Raw genomic sequence first — 13,966 nt, forward strand, 5'->3', positions numbered from 1 at the left:
GTGAGGTGCCGGTATGACCACGCATGACCGTGTTGACCAGGAGGACGAGGCGGGTATCGGCAGTATGGCGACCGCCCCGGGAGGAGTGCTCGATCTGCTGCGGGTCGCCGCCGTGGCGCTGGACGTCGAGGGGCGGATCGCCCTGTGGAGCCCGGAGGCTGAACAACTGTTCGGTTACCGCGCGGCCGAGGCGCTGGGGCGCCGCGCGGACAAGCTGCTGGTCCACCCGAAGGACCGGCGCGCGGCCGTGGAGCTGTTCGCGCGCGTACGGGCGGGCGACACCTGGGCCGGCGTCTTCCCGGTCCGCCGCCCGGACGGCTCCACCCTGAAGGTGGAGTTCCGTACCATGGGCCTGCGCGACGCCCACGGCGAGGGCTACGCGCTGGGGCTGGCCGCCGACGAGGGGACCGTACGGCGGCTGGAGACCGACCTGGCCGTATCCGGCTTCCTGATCGGACAGTCGCCGGTGGGGCTCGCGGTGTTCGACACCGAGCTGCGCTGGCTGCGCGCCAACCCGGCCCTGCAGCAGATGAACTCCATCACCGAGCCCCAGGTGCGCGGTCTCCGCGTCGGGGAGGCGCTGCCGGGGCTCGACAGCGAGTCCATCGAGGCCGCGATGCGGCATGTGCTGGAGTCCGGGGAACCGCTGCTGGACCAGCAGAGCGTGGGCCGGACCCCCGCCGACCCCGACCATGACCACGCCTGGTCGGAGTCGTACTACCGACTGGAGGACCCCAGTGGCCGGATCCTGGGCGTCGCCGTCTCCATCATGGACATCTCCCGGCGCCACCGGGAGACCAGCGAGATCGCCGAGGCACGCGAGCGGCTGGCCGTGATCGCCGACGCGAGCGTCCGCGTCGGCACCACGCTGGATCTGCGCCAGACCGCCCAGGAACTGGCCGACGTGACCGTGCCCCGGCTCGCCGATCTCGCGGCCGTCGACGTCCTGGACTCCGTGGTGCACCGCGAGGCCACGCCCCGGGTGTGGACCGACGGCTCCGCCCGCTTCCGGGCGCTCGCCGTCGCCGCCGGCTATCCCACCGACGCCGTCCACGCGGCGGACCCGGTCGGCGAGATCGCCCGCTACGAACCCACCCGGCTGATCACCCAGTGCGTCCGCGAGGCCCGGCCGATCCTGGTGCCGCACGTGACCGAGCAGGACGTACGGCGGATCGCCCGGGACGACGACGCCGCGCGGGTGCTGCTGCGCGAGGGCGTGCACTCGTACATCGCCGCCCCGCTGATCGCCCGCGGCAGTGTGCTCGGCACCCTCAGCCTGCACCGCACCATCAACCCCAGGCCGTTCGACGAGGAGGACCTCACCCTCGCCTGCGAACTGGCCATCCGCGCCGCCCTGTGCATCGACAACGCCCGGCTCTACGCCCGCGAACGCGACGCCGCGCTCACCCTCCAGCGCAGCCTGCTCTCCCAGCAGCCGCGCGACCTGGACGGCCTGGAGATCGCCTCCCGGTATCTGCCCGCGGTCAGCGCCGCCGGCGGCGACTGGTTCGATGTGCTGCCCCTGCCGGACGGCAGGGTCGGGCTGGTGGTCGGCGACGTCATGGGCAAGGGCATCCACGCCGCGGCGATCATGGGCCAGCTGCGCACCGCCACCCGGGCCTTCTCCCGGCTCGATCTGCCCCCGGCCCAGGTGCTGTGCCATCTCGACGAGATCACGCCCAGCCTGGGGGAGTCCATCGCCACCTGTCTCTACGCGGTCTGCGATCCGCGCACCGGGCGGTGCGAGATGTCCACCGCCGGCCATCTGCCCCCGGTGCTGGTGCAGCCCGGCGGCGACGCCGAACTCATCGACATCCCCACCGGCGCCCCGCTGGGCGTCGGCGGCGTCCCCTTCGCCTCGGTGGAGCGGGAGCTGGCCGAGGGGGCGCTGCTGGCTCTGTTCACCGACGGCCTGGTGGAAAAGCGCCATCAGTCCCTCGACGTCGGACTGCACACCCTGGTCCAGTTGCTGCGCCGCCACCAGGGCCCGCTGGAGCGGATCTGCGACCAGGTGCTGGCCGCGCTGCACGGTGCGCCGGACGATGATGTGGCCCTGCTGCTGGCCCGGCTGCGCCGCCCTCGCCTGCCGGAGACGTCCGTGGTTACCGTGGAAAGTGGCTGAAGAAGGGCCGACACCGCACCACCCCATCGATGAAACGACGTCCCGATGGCTCAGCTCGCCCGCCGCTTCACCGTAGTGACCGCCCTGGTGGCCGTCGCCCTGGGGACCACGACCTCCCTCGCCGGTGCCGCGGAGCCGGACCCCGGGCCCACCCCCAAGGTCGCGGTCATCGGCACCGGAGGCACCATCGCGGGCGTCAGCAAGTCCAAGGTGTCCTTCGACGACTACGAGGCGGGGAAGCTCCGGGTGTCCCGGCTGGTGAACGACCTCAGGCCCGAGGTGAACCGGGTCGCGGATGTGACCACCCAGCAGTTCGGCAACAAGGACTCCAACAACTACACGATCCCCGAGTACCGCCGGCTCACCGCCGCCGTCGACCACGCCCTGAAGTTCAACGACGGGGTGGTGGTGACCACCGGCACCGACACCATGGAGGAGTTCGCGTACTGGCTGGACCTGACCGTCCGCAGCGACAAGCCCGTGGTGCTCACCGGCTCCATGCGGCCCTGGACGGTGATCGGCTCCGACGCCCCGGCCAACCTCTACAACGCCATCCACCTCGCCGCCAGCGGGCGCACCACCTGCTTCGGCGCCGTGGTGATGCTCAACGACCAGATCCACGCCGCCCGCGAGGTGCGCAAGTCCGACACCCTGCGGCTGAACGCGTTCAGCAGTGGCAGCAGCGGAGAACTCGGCGTCATCGACCAGAGCCACATCCGTGTCAACCGTGCGCCGGCCCGGGTCGAGCAGTGCGGCAAGCCCGCCTGGAAGACCCCGTTCGACCTCGACCGGATCGCCCGGCGACCGCTGCCCAAGGTCGACATCGCCTACAGCTACCAGGGCGCAGGACCGCAGGCCATCAAGGCGTTCGCCGATGCCGGGGCGGCCGGGATCGTCACCGCGGGCACCGGGGCGGGCGGCCTCTCCCCGGCCATGACCGAGGCCCGGGACGACGCCGTCAAGAACGGGGTGGTCATGGTCTCCGCCTCGCGCACCGGCTCCGGCTCGGTCTACGACCCCGATGTCCACGGCGTCATCGGAGCCCAGGACCTGACCCCGCAGAAGGCCCGGCTGCTGCTGCTTCTCTCGCTCGCCACCACCCACGACGAACACCGGATCCAGACGTGGTTCCACACCCTGGGCACCGGCCAGTTCACGGCCCGTCGTTAGAGGGCGGCGGCGCTGCCCCGGAACGTGGAGCGGTAGGCGCTCGGTGACACCCCGAGGGCGGTGTGCAGATGCTGCCGCAGCGAGGCGGCGGTGCCGAAGCCCGCGTCGGCCGCGATCCGGTCCACCGGCAGATCGGTCTCCTCCAGCAACTGCCGGGCACGCTCGAGGCGCTGCTGGGTCAGCCACCGCACCGGGGTCATCCCCACCTCCTCGCGGAACCGCCTAGAGAAGGTCCGTACGCTCATCGACTCCCGCTCGGCCAGCTCCCGCAGGGTCGGCGGCCGGTCGAGCCGGGTCAGCGCCCAGGCGCGGGCCGCGCCGGTGGAGCCACCGCGCTGCTCCGGCACCGGCCGCCGGATGAACTGCGCCTGGCCGCCGTCGCGATGCGGGGCCACGACCGAACCGCGGGCGACCTCGCCCGCCACCGCCGCGCCGTGGTCGCACCGGATCATATGCAGGATCAGGTCGATACCGGCGGCGTCCCCGGCCGAGGTCAGCACCTCGCCCTCGTCCGCGTAGAGGACGTCCGGGTCGAGCGCGACGGCCGGGAACAGCTCCCGGAACCGGTCGACCTCCTGCCAGTGGGTCGTCGCCCGGCGGCCGTCCAGCAGCCCCGCGGCCGCCAGCACGAACGCCCCCGTGCAGATCGAGGCGATCCGGGCGCCGGGGCGGATCCGGGCGAAGGCGCCGGTGAGCGCGGCGCCCAGCCGGCCCTCGGTCTGCGGCTCGTCCGGTTCGTTGGCGGCCGGGACGAGCACGGTGTCGGCCTCGGCCAGCGCGTCCGGGCCCTGCGCGACCCGCATCGTGACATCGGAGTCGGTGCGCACCTCACCGGGGACCAGCGCGCAGGTCACCACCTCGTACAGCGGCTCGCCGGCGGCCGATACGGCCCGGCCGAACAGCCGGTGCGCCATGCCCAGCTCGAACGGCAGCAGACCGTGGCGCACCAGCACCGCCACCCGATGGCGGCCGGGGTGAACGAAGACGGACATGGCGCGATTCTCGCAGCCGCCGAGGATTTGGCCATCACTTCTTGGCCCGGCTCGGCTGCACCCGCTTCGGCTCGCCCGCCGCCTTCGGATGCTCCGGCGGATAGGGGAGGTCGCCGAGCCCGTGCTCCTGCTCGTCCCGCGTGGCCAGCTCCAGCGCGGACTCCAGGCGGAAGGCGTGCTCGTCCATGTCCGCGTGCACATCGCCCAGCTCGCGGTAGCGCACCGGCATGGTGGCCAGGTCGAAGTCGCGCGGCCGGGCGTCGGGGACCTCCTCCCAGCGCAGCGGCGCGGAGACCGGGGCATGGGGGCGGGGGCGTACCGAGTAGGCGCTGGCGATGGTGCGGTCCCGGGCGGTCTGGTTGTAGTCCACGAAGATCTTCCGGCCCCGCTCCTCCTTCCACCACTTGGTGGTCACCCGCTCCGGATCCCGCCGCTCCAACTCCCGCGCGATCGCGATCGCGGACCGCCGCACCTGCGTGAAGGTCCACTCCGGCGCGATCGGGACGAACACATGCAGCCCCCGCCCGCCCGAGGTCTTGGGCCACCCCCGCAGCCCCAGCCCGTCCAGCACCTCGCGCAGCTCCTGCGCGGCCCGCACCGCGTCCTCGTAGTCGGTGCCCGGCTGGGGGTCGAGGTCGATCCGCAGCTCATCGGGGTGTTCGGTGTCGCCGCGCCGCACCGGCCACGGATGGAAGGTCAGGCTGCCCAGATTCGCCGCCCACACCACGGCCGCCGTCTCGGTGGGGCAGATCTCGTCCGCGTGCCGCCCGCTGGGGAAGGAGATACGGCCGGTCGGAATCCACTCCGGGAGGTTCTTCGGGGCCCGCTTCTGGAAGAACGACTCCCCGTCGACCCCGTCCGGATAGCGCTCCAGCGTCGTCGGCCGGTCCCGCAGCGCCCGCAGCGCGCCCTCGCCGACCGCCAGGTAGTAGCGGGCGAGGTCCAGCTTGGTGAACCCGCGCTCCGGGAAGTACACCTTCCCGGGGTTGGTCACCCGCACCGTGCGACCGCCGACCGTGAGCTCCACCGACTCTGCCATACGGCCACGCTAGGCCCGCCCGCCCGAGGCCGCCTCCCGGCGGGCACGCGGTCCGTCACAGGAGCACAATCGGACATCATGGACCTTCCGGTGATGCCTCCCGTCGAGCCGATGCTGGCCAAGGCCGTGGCCACGATCCCGCCCGGGATGCGTTACGAGGGCAAATGGGACGGCTTCCGGGCGATCGTCTTCCGCGACGGGGACGAGATCGAGATCAGCAGCCGCACCACCAAGCCGCTCACCCGCTACTTCCCCGAGCTGGCCGAGGCGCTGCTCGCCAACCTGCCGCCGCGCTGCGTCCTGGACGGCGAGATCGTCATCGTGCGCGGCGGACGGCTGGACTTCGACGCCCTGCTGGAGCGGATCCACCCCGCCGACTCCCGGGTGCGGATGCTGGCCAAGAACACGCCGGCCGGCTTCGTCGCCTTCGACATCCTCGCCCTCGGGGACGCCTCGCTGATGGAAGCCCCGCTCAGCGAGCGCCGCGAGGCGCTGACCGAGGCGCTGCGCGACGCCGCGGATCCGGTGCACCTCGCCCCCTGCACCGACGATCTCGACGTGGCCCGGCAGTGGTTCGAGAGTTACGAGGGGGCGGGGCTCGACGGTGTCGTGGCCAAGAGCCCCGACCTGCGCTACCGCCCCGGGGAGCGCGTGATGGTCAAGGTCAAGCACGAGCGCACCGCCGACTGTGTGGTGGCCGGGTACCGCGTCCACAAGTCCGGCCAGGGCGTGGGCTCGCTGCTGCTCGGCCTGTACGACGCCACCGGCCGACTCCAGCACGTGGGCGTCAGCGCCGCCTTCACCGCGCGCCGCCGCCAGGAGCTGCTGGCCGAGCTGGAGCCGCTGGCCATGGAGACCGTCGAAGGCCACCCCTGGGCCGACTGGGCGCGCGAGGAGGCCCATGCCGCGGGCCGGATGCCGGGCGCGCCCAGCCGCTGGACCGGAGTCAAGGATCTGTCGTGGCTGCCGCTGCGCCCGGAGCGGGTGTGCGAGGTGGCCTACGACCATATGCAGAGCGGCCGCTTCCGGCACACCGCCCGCTTCCGGCGCTGGCGGCCGGACCGGGAGCCCGGGCAGTGCACCTACGAACAGCTCGAGGAGCCGGTCTCCTACGATCTGCGCCAGGTGCTGGGGTCGTCCGACGGGTAGCGGCTGTCCGTCAGCGCCTGCCACCGGGCGGGCGCCGCCCGGGGTCTGGGGCGGAGCCCCGGATGCGGGCAGGGGCGGGAGGGGAACAGCCCGCCGCAGGCGTTCCCCCCAGCCGCGCCACGCGCGTCACCGCTTGCCGCCCCGGGCCGGGTGCCTGGCCATCCGTGCGAACCAGTCACGCGCGGCCTCGGCGGCCTCCTCCAGCGTTCCGGGCTCCTCGAACAGATGGCTCGCACCGGGCACCACATGGATCTCGTGCGGCGCGACGAGCATGGCGGCCGCCTGCTGGTTGAGCCGCAGCACCTCGTGGTCGTCACCGCCCACGATCAGCAGCACCGGCGCCCGCACCCGGTTCAGCGCACCGCCCGCGAGATCGGGCCGGCCGCCGCGGGAGACCACGGCCGCCGTCCGCTCCGGTCGCTCCGCGGCGGCCGTCAGCGCCGCCGCCGCGCCCGTACTGGCGCCGAACAGCCCCACCGGCAGCGTCGAGGTGGCCGGATGCTCGCCGAGCCAGTTCACCGCGGCCACCAGCCGCCGGCCCAGCAGCGGGATGTCGAAACGCAGTTCGGCGGTGATCGCGTCCACCCGCTCCTCGGCGTCGGTGAGCAGATCGAACAGCAGGGTGGCCAGATCCGCGTCCTGCAGCACCCGGGCCACCGCGCGATTGCGCGGGCTGTGCCGGGAGCTGCCGCTGCCGTGGGCGAACGCGACGACGCCGATGGGCTGGTCGGGAAGGGCCAGATCGCCCACGAGCATGGCGTCGTCCGCGGCGATACGGGCGGTCTCGGAGCGCATCGGCCACCTCCTGGCGGGGGTTGCGGGGGCTGGGCTTGCGGCTAGGCGTAGGCCATGAGCCCTTGCCGCAGCTCGCTGTAGAGCCGGGAGAGCCTGCGGGATATGTGCATCTGCGAGAAGCCCAGGATCTCACCGATCTGACTCTGCGAAAGCCCGGCGAAGAACCGCAGATAGAGGACGTAGCGGTCCTGCTCCGACAGTTCGGCGATCAGCACCCGCAGCGCCTCGCGGTTGACGACGCGTTCGATCGCGGCGTCGTCCGCGCCCACCGTCTCGGCGAGCAGCCGCTCCTCGGCGCCCTGGACCGCGGCGTTGAGGGACAGTGGGGTGCAGGAGGCGCTGGCCTCCAGCCCCGCCTTCACATCCTCCTGGGGCATACCGGTGCGGAGGCAGATCTCATGGATGGTGGGGGTGCGCCCGCCGAGCTCCTGCTCCAGCGCGTCGCGCGCGGAGCGGGTGCGGGAACGGACCTCCTGGATGTTGCGGGGGATGTGCAGCGTCCACAGATAGTCGCGGAAGTGGCGCTTGAGCTCACCGGTGATGACGGGGATCGCATAGGAGGGGAAGGCATGCCCGAGGTCGGGGTTGTAGCGGTCGACGGCCTTCACCAGGGCCAGCGAGGCGACCTGGGTGAGGTCCTCCATGTTCTCGCCCTTGTTGCGGAAGCGCAGCGCCAGGCGTTTGGCGACGGGCAGCCAGGCGCAGATGATCGCCTCGCGCAGCGCGTCGCGCTCAGGTCCGGACGGGAGCCGGGACAGACGCAGGAAGGCACCGCCGGTGTCGGGAGTGTCGTCATGGCGTCGTTGGCGAGTCGCGGTTGCTGACATGGTCACTCGCCTCCGTGTTCCGATGTCACGGCGGTTCGCCACCAGATTCGCATGCGCCCTCACACCTCGCAATTCGGCCAAATTAGTGATGGTGTGCACGCCTTTGGGCGGTATGCGCGTTTCATCTGGTTCGTTCCGATGGTGGCGGGGTACGGCCAGGGGATGAACACACGCCTTCGTCTCGCCCAGCAGCCCGAGGCGGACGCCCTGCTCGAGCGCGACCCACTGGCCCTGATGATCGGGATGCTGCTCGATCAGCAGGTGCCCATGGAGTGGGCGTTCTCCGGTCCGTACACCATCGCCGGGCGTCTGGGCAGGGACCGGCTGGACGCCCAGGAGATCGCCGCCCACGACCCCGAGGGATTCGCCGCGCTGCTGTCGGAGAAGCCCGCCGTGCATCGCTACCCGGGCGCGATGGCCGGGCGCATCCAGCAGCTGTGCGGGTATCTGGCCGAGCACTACGACGGCGACCCGACCACCATGTGGCGCGATGCCTCCTCCGGCGAGGACCTGCTGCGGCGGCTGAACGAACTCCCGGGTTTCGGCAAGCAGAAGGCGCAGATCTTCCTCGCGCTGCTGGGGAAGCGGATGGGGGTGCGGCCCAAGGGCTGGCGCGAGGCCGCCGGGTCCTACGGCGAGGAGGGCGCGTATCGCTCGGTGGCCGACATCACCGGGCCCGAGTCGCTGGACAAGGTCCGCGCCCACAAGCAGGAGCTCAAGCGGCAGGCCAAGCAGGCCAAGGGCTGAGCGGGGACCTTCTCGGCGGTGCCGGCTTCAGGCTTCAGGCAGTGCCGAGCGCGTCCCGCAGGGTGTCCACGGCCAGGGTGAGCGCGGCCCGGGCGGCCCGCGTGTCGCGGAGCGCGTCCAGCATCAGGAAGTCATGGATGATCCCCTGCATCCGCAGGGCGGTGACCGGCACCCCGGCCTCCCGCAGCTTGGCCGCGTACGCCTCGCCCTCGTCGCGCAGCACATCCGCCTCGCCGGTGATGACGAGGGCGGGCGGCAGCCCGGTGAGCTGGTCGGGGGTGGCGCGCAGCGGGGAGGCGGTGATCTCGGAGCGGTGCGCCGGGTCGGTCGTGTACTGGTCCCAGAACCACTTCATCGCCTCACGGGTGAGGAAGTAGCCCTCGGCGAACTCCTCGTAGGAGCCGGTGTCGAAGGCGGCGTTGGTCACCGGGTAGAAGAGCACCTGCCGCACCAGCGACAGATCGCCGCGCTCCTTGGCGAGCAGGGTGAGGGCGATGGCCAGGTTGCCGCCCACCGAGTCCCCGGCCACCGCGATCCGGGAGGCGTCGAGCCCCGCCCCCTCGCCGTGGGCCACGATCCACTGGCCCACGGCGTAGCTCTGCTCCAGCGCCACCGGGTAGTGGGCCTCGGGGGAGAGGTCGTACTCGGGGAAGACGACCGCGGCGCCCACTCGGACCGCCAGCTCCCGCACCAGTCGGTCATGGGTGTGGGCGTTGCCGAACACCCAGCCCGCGCCGTGGATGTAGAGAATCACCGGAAGGGTGCCGACGGCCTTCGGAGGGCGGACGATCCGCGCCTTGACGCCGCCCGCCGGGATGCCGCCGACGCTGATCCACTCCTCGTCCACCTCCGGTTTGGGCACCTCGCCGGACTGCACCTCGTCGAGCGTGCGACGGCCCTCCGCGGGCGTCATCTGGTACGGATACGGCGGTTTGGCGGTGGCCTCGGCGAACGCCGCGGCGGCGGGTTCGAGGACGGGCCGGGCCGGAGGGGTGAGGGACATCGGATTCTCCTTTTCCGGTCCGATTCCGTCCGACGATCTCACCCCGGCCGCCGCGGCACCCACCGCTGTTACGCCACCCGGGCCTCTGTCGGGCCCGGGTGGCCCATCGACGGCATCACCTGATCGGGCCCGGTGCCGGTGACGGATCGGGGACCGGGTCGGGGCCCGGCGGCTTGGGCACCGGATCGGGCGTCGGGCCCGGTGCGGGGCCGGGCGTGGGGTTGGGCGGCGGCTCGGGCGGCGGGGTGGGAATCGGGTCCGGCGGCGGCCCCGGAGGCGGTCCGGGCACGGGGCCCGGTGCGGGACCCGGCTCGGGGCCGCCCGGACCGGGCGACGGAGTCGGAGACGGTGGCCCGGGATCTCGCAGCGTCGGATGGATGAGGGTCGGGTCGGTCTGCCGTGCCACGGTGTCCTCCAAAACTCGTCGGCGGGTGGCCACGTCGTTTCCGGGGGCGGGTGCCCCGGTCCCCCGGGATGTACGCATGGACGCGACGCCGAACGTGCGAGCGGCGGGGAAGGCGGTCGATAATTCCTCCGCCCGGCGGAAGCGACGTCGCTAGCATCGCCGTCGTCATGCGACGTTTTCCTGATCCGGATCCCGGAAATCCAGACCATCGCTCACCCATATCCTATCTGTTATGGCTTGCCGTTTATCAGCGCAATGCCATATTCCTTGGCGCTCTCTATGGAATTGTCCATGTGCTGGCCCAGGCCCTGGTGCCCGCCGCCGTCGGCAAGGCCATCGACGCCGGGATCATCGCCGGTGACCAGCGGGCACTCCTGTGGTGGGGCGGTGCGGTGGTGGCCCTCGGGACGATTCAGGCCGCCGCCGGAATTCTGCGCGACCGCGCCGCCCTCACCACCCGGCTGGGCGCCGCCTATCGCACCGCACAACTCATCGCCCGCCAGGCCGCCCGGCTGGGGGCGACCTTGCCGAAGCGGGTGGCCAAAGGCGAGATCGTGAATGCCGGAGTGGCCGATATCGGCCGGCTCGGGGAAGCGCTCGCCGAAACCGCCCGGGGCAGCGGCTCCATCGTCGCCATCGCCGTCGTGGCGGCCATCCTGCTGCACACCTCCTGGCAACTGGGCCTGGTGGTGCTGCTCGGGGTGCCGCTCATGGTGGGGACGGTGTCGCTGCTGATCCGCCCGCTGCACCGGCACCGGCAGCGGCTGCGCGAACAGCAGGCCGAGCTGACCGGGCGCGCCGTGGACATCGTCAGCGGGCTGCGGGTGCTGCGCGGCATCGGCGGCGAGGAGGTCTTCGCCGACCGCTATCGCGCCGACTCCCAACGGGTGCGCGCCGCGGGGGTGGCGGTGGCCCGGGTGGAGGCCCTGCTCGAGGGCGTCAAGGTGCTGCTGCCGGGGCTGCTGACCACCGTCGTCGTCTGGCTGGGCGCGCACTACGTGGCGAGCGGGCGGATGGGCCCGGGACAGCTCGTCGCCTTCTACGGCTACGCCGTCTTCCTGGTCGATCCGCTGCGCCGGCTCACCACCGCGGCCGGCCGGCTGACCGAGGGGCATGTGGCGGCGCGCCGGATCACGGCGTTTCTCGCACTGCGGCCCGAGTTCGCCCTGGTTGCGGCCGACCCCGCTCCGTACGAGAGACCGTACGAGGGACCCGTCCCGTACGAGGGACGCCCGTACGAGGGACCCGCCCCGCTCGCCGACCCCGCCTCCGGGCTGATCGTGGCACCAGGCCGGTTCACCGCCGTGGCCTGCGCGTCCCCCGCCGACACCGCGACCCTCGCCGCGCGGCTGGGCCGCTACACCGACTCCACCGTCACCCTCGGGGACACCCCGCTCGCCGATCTGCCCCCGGACGAGATACGCCGCCGCATCCTCGTCGCCGACAACGACGACCGCCTCTTCGCCGGCCCGCTGCGCGAGGAACTCCGCGGCCGGGGGAGCGACGCGGAGCTGGAGCGGGCCGTCGACGCCGCCTGTGCGCGGGACATCACCGAGGCGCTCCCGGACGGACTCGACGACCTCGTCGCCGAGTCCGGGCGCAACTTCTCCGGCGGCCAGCAGCAGCGGCTGCGCCTGGTGCGCGCGCTCATGGCCGACCCGGAGGTGCTGATCCTCGTCGAGCCCACCAGCGCCGTCGACGCCCACACCGAGGCCAGGATCGCGCGCGGGGTGAGCGACCTGCGCGCGGGACGGACCACGCTGGTGTTCACCACCAGCCCCGTGGTGCTCGACCGGGCGGACCATGTCGTCTACGTACAGAGCGCGAAGGCCGTCGCCCAGGGCTCGCACGGCGATCTGCTCACCGATGTCCGTTACCGGTCCGTCGTGGCGCGGGAGGAGTCGGCATGAGCACCCACACCCCGCTGCCGGTCGCCCCGGCCGGCGACACCCGCGCCTACGCCCGGCGGCTGGCGCTGCGCCACCCGCGCGAGCTCACCGCCGTGCTCGCCTTGTACGCGCTCGCCGCGGGCTGCGGGCTGGTGGGCCCCCGGCTGCTGGGCGACCTGGTGGAGGACACCCGCGACGGGGGCGGCGCCATCACCCGTACGGCGCTGCTGATCTGCGCGTTCGTCATCGTCCAGGCGCTGCTGACCCATGCCGCGACGTACGCCGCGGCGCGGCTGGGCGAGAAGGTCCTGGCCGCGTTGCGCGAGCGGTTCGTCGGCGATGTGCTCGCCCTGCCGCTGGCCACCGTCGAACGGGCGGGCGCGGGCGATCTGGTCACCCGCACCATCCGGGACGTGGAGGTGCTCGCGGGCTGTGTGCGCCGCGCGGTCCCCGCCACCATGACCGCCCTGGTCACCATCGCCGTCACCTTCGGCGCCCTGGTCGTGGTGGGCCCGCTGCTGGCCTTCCCCTGTCTGATCGGGGTCCCGGTGCTGTGGGTCGCGGCCCGGTGGTTCTTCGGCCGCTCGCGCGAGGCGTTCCTGCGCCAGAGCGCGTCCTACGCGCGGATCACCGAGGGCCTCACCGAGACCGTGGAGGGAGCCCGTACCGTCGAGGCGCTGGGCCTGGCCGGGCGGCGCGCGGAGCGCACGGACCGGGACATCGCCGGGTCCTACGCGGCCGAGCGCCATACGATCGGCCTGCTCACGGTCTTTCTGCCGGTCATCGACACCGCCTATCTGCTCCCGGTGGCCGCGACCTTGGTGCTCGGCGGCCTCTTCGCGCTCCACGGCATGGTCTCGCTTGCCGCGGTCACCGCCGCCACCCTCTACGTCCAGCAGCTCCTGAGCCCGGTCGACACGGTGCTGTACTGCCTGGGCGACCTCCAGGCCGGCGCCGCCTCACTGGCCCGGCTGCGGGGCGTCCACCGCGCCCCCGGGCCCGGAGCCGACGCCGCCGCCACGGCCGCGCCCCGGCACCGGGGCCTGGCGCTGCGCGGAGTGCGCTACGCCTACCGGGACGGCAGGGATGTGCTGCGCGGGATCGACCTGGAGATCGAGCCGGGGGAGCGGCTGGCGGTCGTCGGGCCGTCGGGCGCGGGCAAGTCCACCCTCGGCCGGCTGCTCGCCGGGATCCACGCACCGCGCACCGGCTCGGTGACGGTGGGCGGGGTGCCGCTCACCGCGCTCTCCCCGGACCGGCTGCGCGGCCAGGTGGCCCTGGTGACCCAGGAGACGTATGTCTTCTCCGGAACGCTCCGGGAGAATCTGCTCATCGTCAGGCCCGAGGCCACCGACACCGAGCTGGAGCGGGTGCTGGACGCGGTCGGGGCCCGGGAGTGGGCCCTGCAGTTGGGGCTGGACGCGCGGGTGGGGGCTGGCGGCGCGGCCCTGGCCCCGGACCGGGTCCAGCAGCTGTCCCTCGCCCGGCTGGTGCTGGCCGATCCGCACACCCTGGTACTGGACGAGGCCACCTCGCTGCTCGATCCACGTGCGGCCCGCCGACTGGAGCGCTCCCTGGCCGCCCTGCTCGAGGGGCGTACCGTCATCGCGATCGCCCACCGGCTGCACACCGCGCATGACGCCGACCGGGTGGCGGTGATGGAGGACGGACGGATCAGCGAACTCGGCCCGCACCACGAGCTCGTGGCGCGCGGGGGTGCGTACGCCGCGCTGTGGGAGTCGTGGCACGGCCGGACGTGAGGGGTGTGCGGCCAACGGATGGTGGATCAACGCCCGGCGCCGCGGTCGGGTGTCGTGGGGGCGGGGG

At 72.9% G+C, this 13,966-nt stretch carries 11 protein-coding genes; 6 read left to right on the forward strand and 5 right to left on the reverse strand.

Annotation, left to right across the window (positions count from 1 at the left end; all coding sequences use genetic code 11):
* Window positions 1-13: 13 nt before the first annotated feature.
* Both BLV72_RS32710 and BLV72_RS32715 read left to right on the forward strand, forming a co-directional pair.
* Entirely contained in the window at window positions 14-2,122 is a 2,109-nt protein-coding gene (locus BLV72_RS32710; RefSeq protein WP_093466861.1) for a SpoIIE family protein phosphatase, read from the forward strand.
* 45 nt (window positions 2,123-2,167) lie between these two features.
* Window positions 2,168-3,292, forward strand: coding sequence for an asparaginase (locus BLV72_RS32715; protein WP_093466863.1), 1,125 nt, complete (start codon window positions 2,168-2,170; stop codon window positions 3,290-3,292).
* Here the strand turns inward: BLV72_RS32715 and BLV72_RS32720 are convergent.
* Both BLV72_RS32720 and ligD read right to left on the reverse strand, forming a co-directional pair.
* Window positions 3,289-4,284: a GlxA family transcriptional regulator gene (locus BLV72_RS32720; RefSeq protein WP_093466865.1), complete on the reverse strand. Its 996-nt coding sequence runs from the start codon at window positions 4,282-4,284 to the stop codon at window positions 3,289-3,291. The two genes, BLV72_RS32715 and BLV72_RS32720, sit on opposite strands and share 4 nt — an antisense overlap.
* A 34-nt stretch (window positions 4,285-4,318) precedes the next feature.
* Window positions 4,319-5,323, reverse strand: coding sequence for a non-homologous end-joining DNA ligase (ligD, locus tag BLV72_RS32725; RefSeq protein ID WP_093466866.1), 1,005 nt, complete (start codon window positions 5,321-5,323; stop codon window positions 4,319-4,321).
* A 78-nt stretch (window positions 5,324-5,401) separates the two neighbouring features.
* Here ligD and BLV72_RS32730 point away from each other — a divergent pair, with 78 nt between their 5' ends.
* Complete coding sequence (locus BLV72_RS32730) at window positions 5,402-6,472, forward strand: ATP-dependent DNA ligase (protein ID WP_093466868.1); 1,071 nt, start codon at window positions 5,402-5,404, stop codon at window positions 6,470-6,472.
* A 126-nt stretch (window positions 6,473-6,598) separates the two neighbouring features.
* On the opposite strand, the gene BLV72_RS32735 is transcribed toward BLV72_RS32730, so the two are convergent.
* On the reverse strand, window positions 6,599-7,267 hold the full coding sequence (locus BLV72_RS32735; RefSeq protein ID WP_093466870.1) for a dienelactone hydrolase family protein: 669 nt from the start codon (window positions 7,265-7,267) through the stop codon (window positions 6,599-6,601).
* A gap of 41 nt (window positions 7,268-7,308) precedes the next feature.
* On the reverse strand, window positions 7,309-8,094 hold the full coding sequence (locus tag BLV72_RS32740) for a sigma-70 family RNA polymerase sigma factor (protein ID WP_059146221.1): 786 nt from the start codon (window positions 8,092-8,094) through the stop codon (window positions 7,309-7,311).
* A gap of 162 nt (window positions 8,095-8,256) precedes the next feature.
* Between BLV72_RS32740 and BLV72_RS32745 the strand changes: the two genes are divergently transcribed.
* Window positions 8,257-8,841, forward strand: a complete 585-nt coding sequence (locus BLV72_RS32745; RefSeq protein WP_093470682.1) for an HhH-GPD-type base excision DNA repair protein — start codon at window positions 8,257-8,259, stop codon at window positions 8,839-8,841.
* 34 nt (window positions 8,842-8,875) lie between these two features.
* Here BLV72_RS32745 and BLV72_RS32750 read toward each other — a convergent pair whose 3' ends face one another.
* The gene (locus tag BLV72_RS32750; RefSeq protein WP_093466871.1) at window positions 8,876-9,844 is read right to left on the reverse strand and encodes an alpha/beta hydrolase; all 969 of its coding nucleotides are present in this window, start codon (window positions 9,842-9,844) and stop codon (window positions 8,876-8,878) included.
* 699 nt (window positions 9,845-10,543) lie between these two features.
* Here BLV72_RS32750 and BLV72_RS32760 point away from each other — a divergent pair.
* Window positions 10,544-12,160: an ABC transporter ATP-binding protein gene (locus tag BLV72_RS32760; RefSeq protein WP_244321124.1), complete on the forward strand. Its 1,617-nt coding sequence runs from the start codon at window positions 10,544-10,546 to the stop codon at window positions 12,158-12,160.
* Window positions 12,157-13,899 (forward strand): ABC transporter ATP-binding protein, encoded by a 1,743-nt coding sequence (locus BLV72_RS32765; protein ID WP_093466876.1) that lies wholly within the window; start codon window positions 12,157-12,159, stop codon window positions 13,897-13,899. Before BLV72_RS32760 ends, BLV72_RS32765 begins: the two co-directional genes overlap by 4 nt.
* Window positions 13,900-13,966 lie beyond the last annotated feature (67 nt).

This window comes from Streptomyces melanosporofaciens, assembly GCF_900105695.1.
Lineage (GTDB): Bacteria > Actinomycetota > Actinomycetes > Streptomycetales > Streptomycetaceae > Streptomyces > Streptomyces antimycoticus.

Excerpts from the sequence above, each read along its gene's own strand:
- BLV72_RS32710 (WP_093466861.1), top strand. The coding sequence starts at position 14 with ATGACCACGCATGACCGTGTTGACCAGGAGGACGAGGCGGGTATCGGC.
- BLV72_RS32715 (WP_093466863.1), top strand. The coding sequence starts at position 2,168 with ATGGCTCAGCTCGCCCGCCGCTTCACCGTAGTGACCGCCCTGGTGGCC.
- BLV72_RS32720 (WP_093466865.1), bottom strand. The coding sequence starts at position 4,284 with ATGTCCGTCTTCGTTCACCCCGGCCGCCATCGGGTGGCGGTGCTGGTG.
- ligD (WP_093466866.1), bottom strand. The coding sequence starts at position 5,323 with ATGGCAGAGTCGGTGGAGCTCACGGTCGGCGGTCGCACGGTGCGGGTG.
- BLV72_RS32730 (WP_093466868.1), top strand. The coding sequence starts at position 5,402 with ATGGACCTTCCGGTGATGCCTCCCGTCGAGCCGATGCTGGCCAAGGCC.
- BLV72_RS32735 (WP_093466870.1), bottom strand. The coding sequence starts at position 7,267 with ATGCGCTCCGAGACCGCCCGTATCGCCGCGGACGACGCCATGCTCGTG.
- BLV72_RS32740 (WP_059146221.1), bottom strand. The coding sequence starts at position 8,094 with ATGTCAGCAACCGCGACTCGCCAACGACGCCATGACGACACTCCCGAC.
- BLV72_RS32745 (WP_093470682.1), top strand. The coding sequence starts at position 8,257 with ATGAACACACGCCTTCGTCTCGCCCAGCAGCCCGAGGCGGACGCCCTG.
- BLV72_RS32750 (WP_093466871.1), bottom strand. The coding sequence starts at position 9,844 with ATGTCCCTCACCCCTCCGGCCCGGCCCGTCCTCGAACCCGCCGCCGCG.
- BLV72_RS32765 (WP_093466876.1), top strand. The coding sequence starts at position 12,157 with ATGAGCACCCACACCCCGCTGCCGGTCGCCCCGGCCGGCGACACCCGC.